Here is a 17,687-nt window from a genome sequence, read left to right as displayed (position 1 = left end):
CCATCATGATCCCTGAGATCGGTAATTTTCTTCTGTCATTGGCGTTGGCGGTGTCGGTGCTGCTTAGCGTCTACCCCTGTTGGGGGGCAGCGCGTAACGATGTGCGCCTGATGGCGCTGGCGCGGCCATTAGCCTACGGGTTATGCGCCAGTATCACGCTCTCTTTCGCCTGCCTGGTCTATGCGTTCGTCGCCAACGATTTCAGTGTGGCTTATGTGGCGGCCAACTCGAACTCACAGCTGCCGGTCTACTTCCGCATCGCGGCGACTTGGGGCTCTCATGAGGGATCGTTGCTGCTGTGGGTCATGCTGCTAAGCTGGTGGACGCTGGCGGTGGCGTTATTGAGTCGCCGTATGCCGCAAGACTCAGTTGCCCGCGTGCTCGCGGTGATGGGGATGATCAATATCGGCTTCTTGCTGTTCATCTTGCTGACCTCGAACCCTTTTATTCGCACCTTGCCTGGCTTTCCTATCGACGGACGTGATCTGAACCCGTTGTTGCAGGATGTCGGGCTGATTTTCCACCCGCCATTGCTGTATATGGGCTACGTCGGTTTCTCGGTGGCCTTCGCCTTCGCCATCGCCTCGCTGATGGCCGGGCGCTTGGATAGCGCCTGGGCGCGCTGGTCGCGGCCCTGGACTATGGCGGCCTGGGTATTCCTCACGCTGGGCATCGTCCTCGGTTCGTTCTGGGCCTACTATGAGTTGGGTTGGGGGGGCTGGTGGTTCTGGGACCCGGTGGAGAACGCCTCGCTCATACCGTGGCTGACGGGCACCGCCTTGTTGCATTCGTTGGCGGTCACCGAGAAACGCGGCACCTTCAAGGCGTGGACGGTATTGCTGGCCATCACCTCTTTCTCTCTGTGTCTGTTGGGCACCTTCCTGGTGCGTTCCGGGGTATTGGTCTCGGTGCACGCTTTCGCCTCCGATCCGGCGCGTGGCATGTTTATTCTTGCCTATTTGGTGGTGGTGATCGGCGGCTCGCTGCTGCTGTATGCGTTACGCGGTGGTCAGGTGCGCAGCCATACCCGTCATGAGCTGTTCTCCCGTGAGACACTGTTGCTGGGTAATAATGTGCTGTTGGTCGCCGCCACGTTAGTGGTGTTACTGGGGACGCTGTTGCCGTTGGTGCATAAGCAGTTGGGGCTGGGCAGCATCTCTATCGGCGAGCCCTTCTTTAATACTATGTTTACCTACCTGATGGTGCCGTTCGCCCTGCTGTTAGGGCTCGGGCCGTTGGTGCGTTGGCGGCGTGATAGCGTGGGACGTCTGCGTAACTCGCTGCTGGCGGCCCTGCTGATCAGCGTGCTCGTGGCGTTGTTGTTGCCGTGGTGGTTGCAGGATCGCATCGTGGCGATGACGGTGGTCGGGCTATTGATGGCACTGTGGGTCGTGGTGCTGACGCTGGTGGAACTGTATCAGCGCGCGACTTATCGTGATGGCCTATGGCATGGACTGGGTAAGCTGTCGCGCAGCCAGTGGGGTATGGTGCTGGCCCATCTGGGGGTAGCGGTAACGGTGATCGGCATCGCCTTTAGCCAGAACTATAGTATTGAGCGCGACGTACGCATGAAATCGGGTGACAGCCTACAGATCCGCGACTATCGCTTCGTGTTTCGCGATGTGCATGAGATCCGTGGGCCAAATTATACCGGCGGTGAGGCGTTGATCGATGTGATCCGTGGCGATCAGTTGGAAACGGTTCTGCGTGCCGAGAAGCGCTTCTATACCAACGCACGCAGCATGATGACCGAGGCGGCGGTGGATGGCGGTTTGACGCGGGATCTCTACGCCGCGCTAGGAGAGGAGCTGTCCGAGGGCGTTTGGGCCGTGCGTCTGTACTATAAGCCCTTTGTGCGTTGGATCTGGTACGGCGGCGTACTGATGGCACTGGGAGGGCTGTTGTGTATGTTGGACCCGCGTTACCGCACGCGCCGTATGACAGAGAGTCAGGAGAAGAAAACAGCATGAATCGTAAATGGCTTTTTGTTCCGCTGGTGCTGTTTTTACTGTTGGTGGTGGCCTTCCTGGTACAATTGCAGCGCAATGCCGACGGCGAAGATCCGACCCTGCTGGAATCGGCGTTGATCGGTAAACCGGTGCCCACTTTCCGTTTGGCCTCGTTGGATACGCCGGGCAAGACCTACAGCCAGTCGGTGTTGCATGATGGCAAGCCACTGTTGCTCAATGTCTGGGCGACCTGGTGTCCGACCTGCTATGCCGAACATAAATATTTGAACACGTTGGCGGCTCGTGGGATCCGAGTGGTGGGCTTGAACTATAAGGATGATCGTCAGAAGGCGATTAAGTGGCTGAATGAGCTGGGTAACCCTTACGCCCTGAGCCTGTATGACGGCGATGGCATGTTGGGGCTGGATCTGGGGGTCTACGGTGCGCCGGAAACTTTCTTGATCGATGGCAACGGCATCATTCGTTATCGCCACGCCGGCGATCTCAATGAGCGGGTATGGAAAAACGAGATCGAACCTCTGTGGCTGAAATATCAGGGAGGCCAATCATGACCGCACTACGCAGTGCGCTGCTGGCCTTGGGGCTCCTGCTGCCGGGCCTGTTGTGGGCGGCGGTGATCGACACCTACAACTTCACCAGCGAGCAGCAGGAACAGCAATACCGTGAGCTGACGGAGCAGTTGCGTTGCCCCAAATGCCAGAACAACAGCATCGCCGACTCTAACGCCATCATCGCCGCAGACATGCGCCAGAAGGTGTATGAGCTGATGCAGCAGGGCTATAGCCAGCAGCAGGTGGTGGACTATATGGTGGCGCGTTACGGTAATTTTGTGACCTATGAGCCACCGGTGACGCCGGCGACCTTGATCCTGTGGATTGGGCCGTTATTGGCGATTCTGGGCGGGGTGTGGATACTGGTGCGCCTCGCTCGCCAGCGCCCGACCTCGCCGGCGCAGGGGGAGGGAGGCGCACCGGCGGCACTCAGCGCCGCCGAGCAACGGCGCCTACAGCGTCTGCTCAACCAGAATGATGACGGAGAGCATCGATGATAATCTTTGGGCTGATAGTGCTGTTGTTGCTGGTGGGGGCGGCGGCGTTGTTCCTGCTCCCGGCCTTGCGTACCCCGCGTGAAGTGGGGGTGGCGGATCGCGATCGCTTGAATACCCAACTCTATCATCAACGGCTGAAAGAGCTGGAGCAAGATGAGGCGCAGGGGATCGTCGCGGGCCGAGCGGAGATGTTGGCCGATCTGCAACAGAATCTGCTGAATGATGTGCCGGGAGAAGAGAAGCGCACCGCCGCGCCGCTCAGTCGCTGGGCGTTATTGCCGGGTGTGGTGGTGCTGCTGGCGTTGTCGCTCGGCGTTTACCTGAAGACTGGCGGTTGGCGCCAACTGGCGGAATGGCGCCAAGTGATGGCGCAGATGCCGCAGCTACGCGAGCGGGTGATGAATGAGGACAAGCAGCCGCTGGATCGTGAGGAGTTGGCGCGCTTGGGGTTGGGGCTACGCACCGAGTTGCAACAGCATCCCAACAATGTGGCGGACTGGGTCATGCTCGGACGTATCGGTATGGCGCTGAATAATGCCACGACGGCCACACAAGCTTTCGCCCATGCCTATAAACTAGCACCTAACGAACCGGAGGTGGCGCTGGGTTATGCCGAGGTGCTGACGCGATCCAGCGATGAGCAGGATAATCGCGATGCGGCCGTCTTGCTGCGTCGCTTGCTCAGTCAGGATCACCAGAATACTCAGGTACTGAGCCTCCTGGCATTTAATGCCTTCGAGCAGGGCGAATACCGGCAGGCGATCGGTGCCTGGGAGATGATGTTGAAGCTGTTGCCGCCGGATGATCGGCGCCGTGACATGATCGAGCGTAGTATCGCTCAGGCTCGGGTACAGGCCGGGATCGATGCGGCTCAGGTGCGGGTCGATATCGCCATGACGCCAGCCCTGGAGCGGCAGTTAGCGCCGGGGAGCCAGTTGTTGATCAGCGTTACCGATGGTAAGAGTCCGCTACCGGTTGCGGTCAAGCGTCTGCCATTAGGTCACTTCCCGCAGTCGGTGACCTTGTCGGACAGCGACGCGATGATGCCGGAGCGTTTACTCTCTTCGCTGAGCCAGTTCCAGGTTCGGGTGCAGGTGGCGCCGGGCGAAGGGGCGGCACAGTCGGCGAGCAATGTGTTCGGAGAAAGTGCGGTTTTACCCTATACTAGCGGTAAAACGGTAGCGATAACCCTCAATAGGCAGACGCCGTAAGCGGCTCACTGCGGGATCTGTTGGTATTCAGGGCGCCCCGTTATGGGGCGTCCTTGTTTATGGAGTGAATTATGAAATATCGTCTGGCGGGAGTGGCTCTGGCAAGCGTGATGTTGGCGGGCTGTGCGACGAGCGCTTCCCAACCGGATTCTCAGGGGCGATCCGATCCGCTGGAAGGATTTAACCGCGCCATGTTTAGCGTCAACTACGACTATCTTGATCCCTATGTGGTCCGGCCAATAGCGGTGGTATGGCGCGATTATCTCCCCCGTCCGGCGCGTAACGGGCTGATGAACTTCTTCGTCAACTTGTCCGAGCCAGCCAGTATGGTGAACTGTTTCGCCGAAGGGCGTATCTATGACGGTTTCCGCCATTTTAACCGTTTCTTCCTCAATACGACCTTGGGACTGGGAGGATTGATCGATGTCGCGGCGATGGCGAATCCGGCCAAGCTGGGGAAACAGGATCCGCAGCGTTTCGGTAGTACCCTGGGCTATTACCACGTGCCCTATGGCCCTTACCTGGTGTTGCCGGGGTACGGTAGTTTCACCTTACGTCAGGAAGGCGGTGATTCGGTGGACTATCTCTATCCGCCGCTGGGGTGGCTGACCTTCTGGATGTCGGCGGGTAAGTGGGCGCTGGAAGGGATCGAGACGCGTGCACAGTTGCTGGACTCCGATGGCCTGTTACGCAACTCGCCCGACCCCTATATCACGGTGCGTGAGGCCTACTTCCAGTACAACGACTTCCTGGCGAATGGCGGCCAGGTGAAACCGGAGGTGAATCCGAATGCGCAGGCGATTCAGGACGATCTGAAGGATATCGATGCGGCTAACTGAGTCCACCCGCGCGGTGATCGGCGCCCGATGGGCGCCTTTTTTTGCTCCTTGGCGGGCCGAACGCACGGGGCAAGGCGTTTCGCGAGATGTCGCGGTTTAGCGCTGGCGCCGTGTGCCACGCCGCGCCGGTAGCGGCGCTCAGGCTCCGATGCCTGCGCCGTCTGTCGTCGGGCGGCATGATGTCGCGCCAGTGCAAGCGCTGAGTGGGTCGACCGACAATGCGCGGGGCATCCTCCGGGGATAAAAAAAGCGCCCCGAAGGGCGCTACTGAACGATTAAACGCGCTAGCTAGCCTTAGAAGGCGTAGTTGACGTTGGCGCCGTACAGCCAGGCTTTGCCGACGGAGCGGAACTGATAAGGGCCTTCCTTGAAGTTGACGTGGGAACCGTGCATATAGGAAGCCCCGACATCCACGGAGAGATCACGATTGAAGGCGTAGCTAAAGCCGCCGCTCAGCCAGGCACGGTTCTGATCCGGGATGGAGATGGAACGGTGATCTGCCGGTACCGGCGTGGCATCGAAGGCGACACCGCCACGGAAGGTCCAGTTATCGTCGTAGTAGTAGGTGGCACCCAGCGCCATGCGATAGGCATCGTGGAACTGCTCATCCTTCTGGAACAGAGTATCGTTAGCGTTATTGGTGGCTTTCAGTTCTTTGAACTGGCTCCAGGTGGTATAGGCGAGGCTATAGTGGATGGCCCACTGCGGCGCCACGCGGTTATAGCCGGAGACTTCCAACATCGCCGGCAGGGTCATGCTCAGCTTACCCGGAATGATCTGGCCATCGCTACCGGCAGGGAGGCCTAGGTGGCTGAAGATAGTACCCATGATAGGAGTCAAATGGGCGGATGGAGGCAGCGCGCTGCTGTAGTCGCCTTTGAAGTCAAGTTTCACTTCGGAGCGGTAGGTCAGGGCGTAGCGGTTACGCTCGTCGATCTGATACAGGATCCCGGCGTTCCAGCCATAGCCCCAGGTGTGGCCTTTTAAATCGGCGATCATCGTATTGGCGGGTTGCCCAACTAAAGCGCCCAATTCGCCAGCATAACGCTCGATCTTCGCTTTAGCGTAGACCGCGTTAACGCCCAGACCGAAGCTCCACTGCGGATTGAGGCGGTAGGCGGTGCTCAGGTTGAAGTTGGCCGTCATCAGATCGGTGGTGCCGCCGAAGGCGCCGGCGGTGTAGTCATCGCTGAACTCGGTAGCCAGACCGTAATTACTGGTGGCGGAGGCGCCGATGGACCAACGGTCATTCAGCGGCTGCACGTAGTGCAGGTTGGGGATCAGGGCACTCGGCGCGATATTGTGCGCGTTTAGGCTGCGCCCCGTTGGCGAGGTACCGGTGATATCGACGCCGGGATCGATATAGATACCGCCGACGGAAAGGGCCGGGCGGTCGAAAGTGCTCAGCACCGCCGGGTTACGGCTGGCGGAGGCCGGCGTATCGATCATGGCCCCCTCGCCGGAGAAGGCGCGTCCCAGCCCCGCGGCTGAAAACTCATTGAGCTGAAAACCCGCGGCATAGGTGTTGGCGGAAGAGAGGAGTGCTACTGCTGCGGCTAACGCCGATCGAGTAAACAGTTTTTGTGGGCGCATAATCCGAAGCCTCGCAGAACTTTTTTTAAGCAATGTTACACATCGTAACAAGGAGCGCGGATTGTAGGGGGGGATGGCGGTCTAACAAATCAGACCAGTCGCCCGATACGGCGAACATCGGCGCCAATGTTATCAAAATGTTCTGGCAATTCATGTGATTATTGTATGTTTTTGGTTGATTTTACGTTGTTTTTGTTGTGTTTTGTGGGGAAAATGGGTAATAAAAGGCCGCTTTTACGGTGAGAAGCGGCGTTACGCCACGACATACAATTCCTCGCTTCCGGCGCTAGTGCCGGCCTGGCAGTCGAGGTAAAATAAGCGTAAATATCTTATTTTTTGAGCCAGATCATCATTGGCACGACTATCGGGGCCTCTGCCCCCATGAGGAGACAAGTGAAATGACCGATGCCATCAATAAATGCAGCGCGACTGAAACGGCGGCATGCTGCTGTGTAGACGTAGGTACCGTAATGGATAACACCGACTGCACCGCATCTTATCGTCATCTGTTTGCCAGCCAGGGAGAGGCTGAGGCCATGCTGGCGACGCTGACAGAGAAGGCACGTGCGGTGGAGTCTGAGCCATGCCAGATCACCAGCACGATCAACGAAAGTGAGCAAGGTTTCGAGCTGAACATCGATTTCGTGTTTTGCTGCCAAGCTGAGACGCTGATTTTCCAACTGGGTCTGCGTTAAGCTAACGCCAGACTGAATAGCCAGACGCACGGGAAACCGTGCGTTTTTTATCACCGAATGAAGATCGCCTTGTCAGCCCCGTTACGCGTGATGCCGCGTGGATGAGAGGCGGATCACTGGCTGCAACTCTTTTCCCCCGCAATGCTGTACAGCCGTGGATGAACGGGGTAGTTTTCCTTCCTGCGGCGCGGAGTTAGCGCGTTGCCAGCAGTATGACGTGGTCGCGCGACAACAATAATCAGGCGGCGACCCCACAGTTATCCTTTGCTCTTCCGGTGGATGCCGGTAAAGGATGCATTGAGCAACGATATTTTCTTTCCATCAGGGTGTAAAAGCCGCGCACGGTGGCGTCGGCGTTTACCCATAGTAGCGGTGCAATATGCAAGTTTTTATTATGCGTCACGGTGAGGCGGCGCTTGAGGCGGCGAGCGATGCGCAACGTCCCTTGACGCTGGCGGGTCATGATGAGTCGGTGCGTATGGCGGCCTGGTTGGCGCGTAGCGTTGAGCAGATCGATCGTGTATTAGTTAGCCCCTATCTGCGGGCGCAGCAAACCCTGGCCGCAGTGCGCGAGGTGTTGCCGCTGCCGGCGGAGGTCGAGGTGTTGAATGAGCTGGTGCCTGGCGGCGACGCCGATGTAACGGCCAGTTACCTTGAGGCGTTGGCGGCGCAAACATCGCAACGTGTCCTGATCATCTCTCACCTTCCGCTGGTCGGTTACCTGGTCTCATCCCTGTGCCCACAGGAAGCGCCACCGATGTTCTCCACCTCGGCGATCGCCGCGGTTAGCTTGGCGGAAGACGGTGGAGTATTCGAATGGCAGGTTAGCCCTGCGCAGATCACAGATATCGCCTGATCACTGTGTGCCGCTAACCCGATGTTGGCGCCAGCGCCCGTTAGCGGCGAGGCGCCTCCCGCTCATCCACCTCGATCAACACCAGTAGCGCGGCATCGCCGCCCCATTCGCGCGGCGCCTGATAAAAGGCGCGCACATCCGGGTGTTGGGCCAACCACAGCGGTGTCTGTTGTTTGAGCACGTGCTTGCCGTGACCGTGCATGACACAGGCGCAGCACAGGTGTTCCCGCCGGCAGGCGGCGATCAAGGCACCCAACTCCTGTTTAGCCTGTTGCTGGGTTAATCCATGCAGATCCAGGAACATTTCCGGCGAATAGTCGCCGCGCCGCAGCTGTTTTAGCTCGAAATGGCTGATGTCCGGGCGCACATAGCGGGTCGGCCCTTCGCTATTTAGATTGGGCTGAAACTCATCGGAAAAATAGAAGCTGGCATCGATCTGTTCTTGTAAGACCTTTTGCGGCGCAGCCTGCCGCGGGATACGCGCGGGACGGTGAGTAACGGTATCTTGACGGAGCCGGCGCGTACCGGCGATAGAGGCACGGAACAGCGCCGCGTCATCGTGGCTGACGGAATGTTTCTTGCTCATTGTTGTGAGTGTTCGCTGATGGCTGACCTAGAGCGAATAGTGTAACCGCAGATGGGCGCGACGCTAAGTAAAACCGCCGTCCGGATGGATTCTTTGCTGATTTGTCTGTGGCTTCATGGCACACTACGCCGTTACGGTGCCCGCCAGGGCATGAGTCGATTTTATCTGTAATCCATGCCGTGAGGCATGACTTTCCGAGCGCTGCTGGAGGCTACTTTGGACAAAATTTTCGTCGACGAAGCGGTAAACGAACTGCACACCATTCAGGATATGCTGCGCTGGAGCGTCAGCCGTTTTAACGCCGCGGAGGTTTACTACGGCCACGGCACGGATAACCCCTGGGACGAAGCGGTGCAGCTGGTGCTGCCGAGCCTCTACCTGCCGATGGACATCCCCGAAGAGATGCGCAATGCGCGCCTTACCCTAAGCGAACGTCACCGCATCGTCGAGCGGGTAATCCGCCGCATCAATGAGCGCATCCCGGTGGCTTACCTGACCAACAAGGCTTGGTTCTGTGGGCATGAGTTCTATGTTGACGAGCGGGTATTGGTGCCGCGCTCGCCGATCGGTGAGCTTATCGACAACCGTTTCGCCGGCCTGATCAGCGGATCACCGCAGCATATCTTAGACATGTGTACCGGTAGCGGCTGCATCGCCATCGCCTGCGCCTATGCTTTTCCGCAGGCCGAGGTGGATGCGGTGGATATCTCTGGCGACGTACTGGCGGTGACCGAGCACAACATCCAGCAGCATGGCCTGGAACAACAGGTTACGCCGATCCGTTCCGATCTGTTCCGTGAGTTGCCGGCGCTGCGTTACGACCTGATCGTCACCAACCCACCGTATGTCGACGAAGAAGACATGTCCGATCTACCTGATGAGTTCCGTCATGAGCCGGAACTGGGGTTGGCTGCTGGCAGCGATGGCTTGAAGCTGGTACGCCGCATCCTGGCTTGCGCGCCGGACTACTTGAGCGACGACGGGGTGTTGATCTGCGAGGTCGGCAACAGCATGGTACACCTGATGGAGCAGTACCCGGACATCCCGTTCGTCTGGTTGGAGTTCGCTAATGGCGGCGATGGTGTGTTCATGTTGACGCGTCAGCAGCTGTTGGACTGCGCCGCTCACTTCGCCCTTTATCGCAGTTGATGTACCAGGCAGGCGTAGGCCTGCCGCCAAACCGAATGCCAAGACAGGCAGTCCCCTGATGGCGTCAGGGTAACCAGGAGAGTGACATGGCGGGAAACAGCATTGGGCAGGTATTCAGGCTCACCACCTTCGGTGAGTCGCATGGGGCGGCGCTGGGGTGCATCGTGGACGGCGTGCCGCCGGGAATGGCGTTGAGCGAAGCGGATCTGCAACACGATCTCGATCGTCGTCGCCCCGGTAGCTCGCGCTACACCACCGCGCGGCGTGAAGCGGATCGCGTGCGTATCCTCTCCGGTGTCTTCGAGGGAGTGACGACCGGAACCAGCATCGGTCTGTTGATCGAGAATACTGATCAGCGCTCACAGGATTACGGCGCCATCAAGGATCTCTTTCGTCCGGGGCATGCCGACTACAGCTACGAGCAGAAGTATGGTCTGCGCGACTACCGGGGCGGCGGGCGCGCCTCGGCGCGTGAGACGGCGATGCGGGTGGCCGCCGGCGCCATCGCCAAGAAATACCTGCGCCTACAGCATGGCATCAGCATCCGCGCCTGCCTGTCGCGCATGGGAACGATCGCCTGTCAGCAGTATGACTGGGCACAGGTAGAGCAAAACCCCTTCTTTTGTCCTGACGTGAACCAACTGGCGGCACTGGATGCGCTGATGCGCGATCTGAAGAAAAGCGGCGACTCGATCGGTGCCGAGGTGAGGGTGCTGGCGACAGGGGTACCGCCGGGGTTGGGGGAGCCGGTGTTCGATCGCCTGGATGCCGATCTGGCCCATGCGTTGATGAGCATCAATGCGGTAAAAGGGGTGGAGATCGGCGACGGCTTCGCGGTGGTGGCGCAGCGCGGCAGCGAACACCGCGATGAGATCGCGCCGGACGGATTCTTGAGCAATCATGCCGGCGGCATCTTGGGGGGGATCAGTACTGGACAGCCGCTGCTGGCCCGCTTGGCGCTGAAGCCGACCTCCAGCATTATGGTGCCGGGACAAACCATCACGCGCGAAGGGGAGGCGACGACCATGGTAACCCGTGGCCGCCATGACCCTTGCGTCGGGATCCGCGCGGTGCCGATCGCCGAGGCGATGGTGGCCCTGGTGTTGATGGATCATCTATTGCGCCAGCGGGCGCAGTGTGCGGATGTGGTCTGCACGGTGCCACGTTGGTAAAGGAGCGCGGGTTATGCGACGCGGATGGGGATGGGGATGGTTGCTGGCGCTCTGTGTTTGGCCAGTATGCGCTCAAACGCCCTGGCAGCGTATTACGCAACCGGTGGCGGGACCGCCTCAGGCCATCGGCAGCTATGCCAACGGCTGTATCATCGGGGCTCGGGCGTTGCCACTCACCTCACCGGATTATCAGGTGATGCGTAGCCAACAGCGGCGTTACTTCGGCCATCCGGCGTTGCTGGCATTTATCGAGCGCTTGAGCGAGCAGGCGAAGGCGCAACATCTGGGAACCGTACTGGTCGGTGATATGGCAATGCCGGCAGGTGGGCCTTTCAACGGCGGCCATGCCAGCCATCAGTCGGGGTTGGATGTCGATATTTGGCTGCAACTGCCTCAGCAGCGCTGGAGTCAACAGCAGTTACGTCAACCGGTGCCGCAGGATCTGGTCGCGGTCGGCGGGGAGCGAGTGATCCCGTCGCGCTGGAGGCCGCAAATCGGTGAGTTGATTAAGCTGGCCGCCGAGGATCGGCAGGTGTCACGTATCTTTGTCAATCCAGCGATCAAGCGCCAGCTGTGCGATACGGCGGGTACCGATCGCCAATGGCTGCATAAGGTGCGTCCCTGGTTCGCCCACCGGGCACATATGCATGTGCGTCTGAACTGTCCGCCGGGCAGCACGGCCTGTGAAGCGCAGCTGCCGCCGCCACCCGGCGATGGCTGTGGCGCAGAGCTGGCCAGCTGGTTCCTACCGCCCTCGGCGCCAAGCGCTCCCGCCAAGCCGCGCACTCCACCACCGTTGCCGGCGGCCTGCCAGGCGTTATTGGCACAGTTACACGATGAGGACGCCTAGCCTCTGCGTCTGCGGCGATGTCGCCCTGCGTTTATGACGCGCGGCGGGCATCGCCCTACTTCCGCCCCGCATTACCCTATTGATGCTGGCCTGGGCAGTGCTGCACGCGTCGTAACGTGATGCCGACGGGCTCCCCCGCGACCTTGCCTGCGATGACGGCAGCGCCGCTAGCCGCTGCTCTGATACGACGGTATGATAAAAATCAGTTACGCCGAATGAATAGTTTGTCATGATAACGCCCTATTTCGCGGTCTAAATCACATAACGCTGCATATAATTTCTATGTCTGATAATGCCGATGTGATACAGGACAGACACAACACGATGTGACGGTTTAGGCAAGGATCATGGAAACACTGCTGCTTTCCCCCGAATTAATCGGAATTCTATTTTGCGTGGCGTTATTCGCCGGTTTTATCGATGCCATCGCCGGCGGCGGCGGCTTACTGACGGTGCCGGCGTTACTGGCAGCCGGTCTGCCGCCTGCGCAGGCGCTGGCCACCAATAAGTTACAGTCGGTGGGGGGCTCCTTTTCCGCCAGTCTCTATTTTGTGCGCCGCCGTGTGGTCAACCTAGCACAGCAGAAGTGGGTCATACTGCTTACCTTTGTCGCTTCCGCTATCGGTACTATTTTGGTGCAATCTCTTCAGGCCGATATCCTGCGTCAGTGGCTGCCTTATCTGATCATTTGTGTCGGTATTTACTTCTTGTTGACGCCATCGCTGGGGGCCAGTGAAGGGGTAGCACGCATTGGGATGCCGCTGTTCGCCGTTTTGGGCGGCGCCTGTGTCGGCTTTTATGATGGTTTCTTTGGTCCCGGAGCCGGTTCATTCTACGCCCTGGGCTATGTGATGCTGCTCGGGCTGACCCTCCCCAAGGCGACGGCGCATGCCAAGGTGCTCAACTTCACCTCCAATGCGGCTTCGCTCCTGTTCTTTATCCTCGGCGGCAACGTTGTTTGGGTCGTCGGATTGTTGATGCTGGTGGGGCAGGTGATCGGTGCGCGCCTCGGCGCGCGGATGGTTCTGACCAAGGGGCAAGCCTTGATTCGGCCCATGATCGTGGCTATGTCGCTGCTGATGAGTGCCAAGCTGTTGTTTGACAATCATGGCGATGAAATCCTGACCTGGCTGCAACAAGGATGGTAACGGGTGCAAGTGGCTGCCGCCTGTGCGACAATCGCCGCGCACGGCACGACGCCGTTCCTTACTTCTTTATGAGAGTCGTCGCTATTCATGTCTGTAACCCATCATTATCAGCAATTAATCGATCTGTTTGCGCAGACCTTCGGCAGCGAGTACCAAACTCGGCTGGTGGCCGGGACGGGGGAGCCCATCTATCTGCCCGCCGATGAAACGGATGCGCAGCACCGTATCGTCTTCGCCCATGGCTACTATGCCAGTGCCTTACATGAGATCTCCCACTGGTGTATCGCCGGTGAAGCGCGGCGTCGTCTGGAGGATTATGGCTACTGGTACTGTCCCGATGGGCGCGATGCCGCGACACAGGCGCGTTTCGAGGTGGTGGAGGTGAAACCGCAGGCATTGGACTGGTTGTTCTGCGTCGCCGCCGGTTATCCGTTTAATGTGAGTTGCGACAATCTGGAGGGCGACTTTGAGCCCGATCGGATCGCCTTCCAACGGCGGGTACGTGAACAGGTTCTGGCCTATCTGGCGCAGGGGATCCCCGCGCGGGCGGCGCGCTTTATCCAGGCGCTACAGGCGTTTTACCATACTCCGGCGCTGACACCGCAGGCCTTTCCTTACCCGGAATACGTGCAGTGACGGTAGATGTCACCGATCCCCTTATCCAAGGAGCCGTAATGATTACAGAGTTTGAATGCCGTATTCTGGCACTGATTGACGAGATGGTGGAGCACGCCAGTGACGATGAACTGTTTGCCGGCGGTTACTTGCGCGGCCATCTGACCCTGGCGGTAGCGGAGGTCGAGGCATTGCCACAGGCAACGCCAGCCCAGTTGGACGAAGCGGTGCGAGCCAGTTTGGCCCACGCCATCCATGCCGGCGAACTCTCTCCGCCCGACCAGGCGTTGGTGTACAACCTATGGCAGGATCTCTACCAGCGCGCCCACTAAGCGCGCCACTCGGGCAAAGCGTCCGCACGCCCGAGCTATGTGCCGCTCTAGCGCCGCGCTTTACCTTGCTTCTTTAACCATTTACGCAGCCAGAAACGGTTGGGGTTGAGGGCCGCCAGCAGATCCTGCTCTAGCGGTAACGCCTCATCGTGGATCTGTGCGGCCAGCAGTTCGGCGCACAGCGGTGCGCTGCACAACCCGCGTGAACCGAGTGCGCCAAGAATAAACAGATCCGGATGACTGGGTGCAGTCGGTGCCGTCGAGCCATCATAACGGGTATCGTCGGCGTAACAGGCCTGAAGCGCGGGTTGATCCGGTAATGCGCCGACTAAAGGCAGGTGGTCGCGTACGACGCAGCGCACGCCGACGCGCGCTGCGCCGGCGCTGACATCGACCTGGTAGGGCCAGGTGCTCTGCGGTAGGCAGTCGATCAGGCGTTGGCGATTATCCTGTTGCTCCTGCTGGCTATAGGCGCGGTCACGGCAGTTTCGTCGGTAGCTGGCGCCGATACAATGGGTACCATAGTCCGGGCTGCGAGGCGTCAGGTAGCCGTCGTAGCATAATACTTGGCGCAACCCGGCCAATGCCGGGATGCTAGGGATATGACTGACCTGGCCGCGCACAGGATAGAGCGGTAGTGCATCGCATTGGCTGAACTGATCGAGCTCGGCGCCGGTGGCCAGTACCACGCAGGTATGTCGTCGCTGTGTGCCGTCAGCCAGCAGGAGCCGCCAGCCCTGCGCTTCACGTTGTAACTGTGTCACGCGTTGGTTGAAGTGTAAAACGGCACCCTGGCGCTCGGCGAAGGCCAACGCCTGGCGGGTCAACTGTGCGGGATCCAGCCAGCCACCGCGTGGATAGCTGACGCCGCCCTGCGGCAATGGCAGGGCGCAGCGTTCACTCAAGGCGGCGGCATCGCCGCCTTGTGCCAGCCATGTCGGCCAACCGGCGGCCAATAATTGCGCAATCTTACGCTGGCTGGTGGCATCATAGCCCAGTTGGCTGACCCCGCACCATTGATGGGCGAAGGTTACGCCCTGCTCGATTAGCGCATCATAGCAGCGTAGGGCATAGGGAAAAGCGCGGGCATAGAAGCGTTCCAGAGCGTCGCCGCGCCCATTGAGCAGGGGGTAGAGCGCTCCCTGGCGATTACCAGAGGCACCCTCGGCGCCCTGGGCGTCGGCGCAGTACAGGGTGACACGGCTGCCACGGCGTAACAGCGCCAAGGCGCACAGGGCCGAGGCGACTCCGCCGCCGATCAGCGCCACCTCATCGGGACACGTCGCCGCCGGGCGGGCATACCAAGGGGCGCGGGCGGGAGTGGTGGAGGGGAGCGGTGGACGACGGCCCGCCAAGCATTCGCGTTTTTTCCCGAATCCCTTGACCTTGTCGACCTCGAAGCCCGCTTGCAGCAGACCGCGCCGCACGAAACCGGCAGCGGTAAAGGTGGCGAAGGTGGCGCCGGGACGCGCCAGACGCGCCATGGTATCGAACAGCGTCTGGGTCCACATATCCGGATTTTTTGCCGGGGCGAAGCCATCGAGAAACCAGGCATCGATGTGGCCATCTAGCCCATCGGGTAACTGTGGCAATAGCGTGTTGATATCGCCAAACCACAGATCCAGGGTGATGTGCGGGGCCGGATGCAGACGGTGGCAGCCGGGCAAGGCATCGGGCCATACGGCGCACAGTTGTGCGCTGAATTCGGCCAGCTCCGGCCAGGCGGCATGGGCTGCACGCAGATCGCCGCGTTGTAGCGGATACTTTTCGAAGCTGATGAAGTGTAGGCGGTGCGGCGTCTGCTCAGGCGCCTCTTGCCGGCAGGCGGCGTGGGCCTGCCACAGGGTAAGAAAGTTGAGCCCGGTGCCGAAGCCGGTCTCTGCGACAGTAAAACACGTCCGTCCGGGCTCCCGCCAGCGCTGCGGCAGCCTATTTCCCTGTAAGAAGACATGGCGCGTTTCCGCTAACCCATCCTGATTGGAGAAGTAGACGTCGTCAAACTGTTGCGAAACAGGTGTACCCTGTTGGTTCCAGCTCAGCGATGCGCCCTGTATCGATGTATGGTTCACGTTTTTTTACCGCTAAATCAGCCAGTGCACGATTCTAACGGTCTGTGGGCGGGGCAGCAAATTTCACGCGATCTGGTTTTACCAGCGCTGATCGGACTTGCCTCGGCGTACAGCTGTACGCTAAAGTGCGACACGTATCCCGAATGACATAATTTTTTCACGAGGTAATGAATGAAACGTGCAGTGATTACTGGCTTGGGTATTGTTTCCAGTATCGGTAACAACCAACAGGAGGTGCTGGCGTCTCTGAAAGAAGGGCGTTCGGGGATCACCTTTGCGCCTGAATTACAGGAAGCCGGTATGCGTAGTCAGGTGTGGGGCAACATCAAGCTGGACACCACGGGCTTGATTGACCGCAAGGTGATGCGTTTTATGAGCGATGCATCGATCTATGCTTATCTGTCGATGCAGGAAGCGATCAACGATTCTGGCCTGACGGACGAGATGGTGTCCAATAACCGTACCGGTCTGATCGTCGGCTCCGGCGGCGGCTCTCCGCGCAACCAGGTTGCCGGTGCCGATGGCATGCGTTCTCGCGGTATTCGTGGTGTCGGCCCTTACATGGTTACCAAGGCGATGGCATCTGGCGTCTCTGCCTGCCTGGCGACGCCGTTTAAGATCCGTGGCGTCAACTATTCCATCAGCTCCGCTTGCGCCACCTCGGCGCACTGCATCGGTAACGCCGTGGAGATGATCCAACTGGGTAAACAGGACGTGGTCTTCGCCGGCGGCGGGGAAGAGATGTGCTGGGAGCTGGCGTGTGAGTTTGATGCCATGGGCGCGTTGTCTACCCATTACAACGATACGCCGGAAAAGGCCTCCCGTACCTACGACGCTAAGCGTGACGGATTCGTCATCTCCGGTGGCGGCGGCATCGTGGTGGTGGAGGAGTTGGAGCACGCGCTGGCCCGCGGCGCGCACATCTATGCCGAGATCGTTGGTTACGGCGCGACCTCGGATGGTTACGATATGGTTGCTCCGTCGGGTGAAGGCGCGGCACGCTGCATGCAGATGGCGATGCAGGATCTGGATAAGCCGGTTGACTACCTGAACGTACACGGTACCTCCACCATGGTTGGCGACGTGAAAGAATTGGGTGCCATTCGCGAAGTTTTCGGCGATAAGACACCCGCTATCTCCTCGACCAAGGCCATGACGGGTCATGCGCTGGGCGCGGCGGGCGTTCACGAGGCCATCTATACCCTACTGATGCTGGAGCATGGCTTTATCGCGCCGAGCATCAACATCGAAGAGCTGGATGAGCAGGCCGCCGGGATGAACATCGTCACCGAAACCACCGAGCGTGAGCTGGATGTGGTGATGTCCAACAGCTTTGGCTTCGGCGGTACTAACGCCACCTTGGTAATGCGTAAACATAAGTAAGCGTATCGCGCCCGCGCGCGAGATCGAGATAACGCAAATAAATAAAGCTACACCCTGCCAACCGTGTTGTCGGCAGGGTGTTCTGCGTTTTATCCTCTCTGCCTCTGCCTCTGCCTCTGCCTCTGCCTCTGCCTCTGCCTCTGCCTCTGCCTCTGCCTCTGCCTCTGCCTC

17 protein-coding genes are annotated in these 17,687 nt (G+C 59.5%); 14 read left to right on the top strand and 3 right to left on the bottom strand.

The annotated features are described in order from the left end of the window. Window positions 1-5: 5 nt before the first annotated feature. From EHO01S_RS03045 to mlaA, 5 genes are all read left to right on the top strand, one after another. Window positions 6-1,970 (top strand): heme lyase CcmF/NrfE family subunit, encoded by a 1,965-nt coding sequence (locus EHO01S_RS03045; RefSeq protein WP_024522579.1) that lies wholly within the window; start codon window positions 6-8, stop codon window positions 1,968-1,970. After that, on the top strand, window positions 1,967-2,521 hold the full coding sequence (locus tag EHO01S_RS03040; protein WP_024522578.1) for a DsbE family thiol:disulfide interchange protein: 555 nt from the start codon (window positions 1,967-1,969) through the stop codon (window positions 2,519-2,521). The genes EHO01S_RS03045 and EHO01S_RS03040 overlap by 4 nt, the downstream gene beginning before the upstream one ends. Beyond that, window positions 2,518-3,018, top strand: coding sequence for a cytochrome c-type biogenesis protein (locus tag EHO01S_RS03035; protein WP_024522577.1), 501 nt, complete (start codon window positions 2,518-2,520; stop codon window positions 3,016-3,018). The genes EHO01S_RS03040 and EHO01S_RS03035 overlap by 4 nt, the downstream gene beginning before the upstream one ends. Next, the gene (gene ccmI, locus EHO01S_RS03030) at window positions 3,015-4,229 is read left to right on the top strand and encodes a c-type cytochrome biogenesis protein CcmI (RefSeq protein WP_081702227.1); all 1,215 of its coding nucleotides are present in this window, start codon (window positions 3,015-3,017) and stop codon (window positions 4,227-4,229) included. The genes EHO01S_RS03035 and ccmI overlap by 4 nt, the downstream gene beginning before the upstream one ends. A gap of 71 nt (window positions 4,230-4,300) precedes the next feature. Beyond that, a complete protein-coding gene (mlaA, locus tag EHO01S_RS03025; RefSeq protein ID WP_024522575.1) occupies window positions 4,301-5,068 on the top strand; it encodes a phospholipid-binding lipoprotein MlaA in 768 nt (255 codons plus the stop codon). A 294-nt stretch (window positions 5,069-5,362) separates the two neighbouring features. Here the strand turns inward: mlaA and fadL are convergent, their stop codons facing one another. Then, complete coding sequence (gene fadL / locus EHO01S_RS03020; RefSeq protein WP_024522574.1) at window positions 5,363-6,661, bottom strand: long-chain fatty acid transporter FadL; 1,299 nt, start codon at window positions 6,659-6,661, stop codon at window positions 5,363-5,365. Window positions 6,662-7,059: 398 nt separating this feature from the next. Here fadL and EHO01S_RS03015 point away from each other — a divergent pair, with 398 nt between their 5' ends. Next, window positions 7,060-7,356, top strand: a complete 297-nt coding sequence (locus tag EHO01S_RS03015) for a YfcZ/YiiS family protein (protein WP_081702226.1) — start codon at window positions 7,060-7,062, stop codon at window positions 7,354-7,356. Window positions 7,357-7,735: 379 nt separating this feature from the next. Continuing rightward, window positions 7,736-8,212, top strand: a complete 477-nt coding sequence (gene sixA / locus EHO01S_RS03010; protein ID WP_024522572.1) for a phosphohistidine phosphatase SixA — start codon at window positions 7,736-7,738, stop codon at window positions 8,210-8,212. 40 nt (window positions 8,213-8,252) lie between these two features. On the opposite strand, the gene smrB is transcribed toward sixA, so the two are convergent. Further along, the gene (smrB, locus tag EHO01S_RS03005; protein WP_024522571.1) at window positions 8,253-8,798 is read right to left on the bottom strand and encodes an endonuclease SmrB; all 546 of its coding nucleotides are present in this window, start codon (window positions 8,796-8,798) and stop codon (window positions 8,253-8,255) included. A 216-nt stretch (window positions 8,799-9,014) separates the two neighbouring features. Between smrB and prmB the strand changes: the two genes are divergently transcribed. The 6 genes from prmB (at window position 9,015) to EHO01S_RS02975 (ending at window position 14,064) form a co-directional block, all read left to right on the top strand. Beyond that, entirely contained in the window at window positions 9,015-9,947 is a 933-nt protein-coding gene (gene prmB / locus EHO01S_RS03000) for a 50S ribosomal protein L3 N(5)-glutamine methyltransferase (RefSeq protein WP_024522570.1), read from the top strand. Window positions 9,948-10,033: 86 nt separating this feature from the next. Then, window positions 10,034-11,119, top strand: a complete 1,086-nt coding sequence (gene aroC / locus EHO01S_RS02995; RefSeq protein ID WP_024522569.1) for a chorismate synthase — start codon at window positions 10,034-10,036, stop codon at window positions 11,117-11,119. 13 nt (window positions 11,120-11,132) lie between these two features. Further along, a complete protein-coding gene (gene mepA / locus EHO01S_RS02990; RefSeq protein ID WP_024522568.1) occupies window positions 11,133-11,969 on the top strand; it encodes a penicillin-insensitive murein endopeptidase in 837 nt (278 codons plus the stop codon). 347 nt (window positions 11,970-12,316) lie between these two features. Then, window positions 12,317-13,117, top strand: coding sequence for a sulfite exporter TauE/SafE family protein (locus EHO01S_RS02985; RefSeq protein ID WP_024522567.1), 801 nt, complete (start codon window positions 12,317-12,319; stop codon window positions 13,115-13,117). An 87-nt stretch (window positions 13,118-13,204) separates the two neighbouring features. Next, window positions 13,205-13,753: an elongation factor P hydroxylase gene (locus EHO01S_RS02980; RefSeq protein WP_024522566.1), complete on the top strand. Its 549-nt coding sequence runs from the start codon at window positions 13,205-13,207 to the stop codon at window positions 13,751-13,753. Window positions 13,754-13,791: 38 nt separating this feature from the next. After that, entirely contained in the window at window positions 13,792-14,064 is a 273-nt protein-coding gene (locus tag EHO01S_RS02975) for a YfcL family protein (RefSeq protein WP_024522565.1), read from the top strand. A 47-nt stretch (window positions 14,065-14,111) separates the two neighbouring features. On the opposite strand, the gene mnmC is transcribed toward EHO01S_RS02975, so the two are convergent. Continuing rightward, window positions 14,112-16,133, bottom strand: a complete 2,022-nt coding sequence (gene mnmC / locus EHO01S_RS02970) for a bifunctional tRNA (5-methylaminomethyl-2-thiouridine)(34)-methyltransferase MnmC2/FAD-dependent 5-carboxymethylaminomethyl-2-thiouridine(34) oxidoreductase MnmC1 (protein WP_024522564.1) — start codon at window positions 16,131-16,133, stop codon at window positions 14,112-14,114. Between the two features lie 171 nt (window positions 16,134-16,304). Between mnmC and fabB the strand changes: the two genes are divergently transcribed. Then, window positions 16,305-17,516, top strand: a complete 1,212-nt coding sequence (fabB, locus tag EHO01S_RS02965) for a beta-ketoacyl-ACP synthase I (protein WP_024522563.1) — start codon at window positions 16,305-16,307, stop codon at window positions 17,514-17,516. Window positions 17,517-17,687: the final 171 nt, after the last annotated feature.

The sequence above is a fragment of the Edwardsiella hoshinae NBRC 105699 = ATCC 33379 genome (assembly GCF_000474215.1).
Taxonomy (GTDB): Bacteria; Pseudomonadota; Gammaproteobacteria; order Enterobacterales; family Enterobacteriaceae; genus Edwardsiella; species Edwardsiella hoshinae.
Note: the sequence above shows the minus strand (reverse complement) of the source record. Positions and strands in the feature narration are given on the sequence as shown.

Excerpts from the sequence above, each read along its gene's own strand:
- EHO01S_RS03045 (WP_024522579.1), top strand. The coding sequence starts at position 6 with ATGATCCCTGAGATCGGTAATTTTCTTCTGTCATTGGCGTTGGCGGTG.
- EHO01S_RS03040 (WP_024522578.1), top strand. The coding sequence starts at position 1,967 with ATGAATCGTAAATGGCTTTTTGTTCCGCTGGTGCTGTTTTTACTGTTG.
- EHO01S_RS03035 (WP_024522577.1), top strand. The coding sequence starts at position 2,518 with ATGACCGCACTACGCAGTGCGCTGCTGGCCTTGGGGCTCCTGCTGCCG.
- ccmI (WP_081702227.1), top strand. The coding sequence starts at position 3,015 with ATGATAATCTTTGGGCTGATAGTGCTGTTGTTGCTGGTGGGGGCGGCG.
- mlaA (WP_024522575.1), top strand. The coding sequence starts at position 4,301 with ATGAAATATCGTCTGGCGGGAGTGGCTCTGGCAAGCGTGATGTTGGCG.
- fadL (WP_024522574.1), bottom strand. The coding sequence starts at position 6,661 with ATGCGCCCACAAAAACTGTTTACTCGATCGGCGTTAGCCGCAGCAGTA.
- EHO01S_RS03015 (WP_081702226.1), top strand. The coding sequence starts at position 7,060 with ATGACCGATGCCATCAATAAATGCAGCGCGACTGAAACGGCGGCATGC.
- sixA (WP_024522572.1), top strand. The coding sequence starts at position 7,736 with ATGCAAGTTTTTATTATGCGTCACGGTGAGGCGGCGCTTGAGGCGGCG.
- smrB (WP_024522571.1), bottom strand. The coding sequence starts at position 8,798 with ATGAGCAAGAAACATTCCGTCAGCCACGATGACGCGGCGCTGTTCCGT.
- aroC (WP_024522569.1), top strand. The coding sequence starts at position 10,034 with ATGGCGGGAAACAGCATTGGGCAGGTATTCAGGCTCACCACCTTCGGT.
- mepA (WP_024522568.1), top strand. The coding sequence starts at position 11,133 with ATGCGACGCGGATGGGGATGGGGATGGTTGCTGGCGCTCTGTGTTTGG.
- EHO01S_RS02985 (WP_024522567.1), top strand. The coding sequence starts at position 12,317 with ATGGAAACACTGCTGCTTTCCCCCGAATTAATCGGAATTCTATTTTGC.
- EHO01S_RS02980 (WP_024522566.1), top strand. The coding sequence starts at position 13,205 with ATGTCTGTAACCCATCATTATCAGCAATTAATCGATCTGTTTGCGCAG.
- EHO01S_RS02975 (WP_024522565.1), top strand. The coding sequence starts at position 13,792 with ATGATTACAGAGTTTGAATGCCGTATTCTGGCACTGATTGACGAGATG.
- fabB (WP_024522563.1), top strand. The coding sequence starts at position 16,305 with ATGAAACGTGCAGTGATTACTGGCTTGGGTATTGTTTCCAGTATCGGT.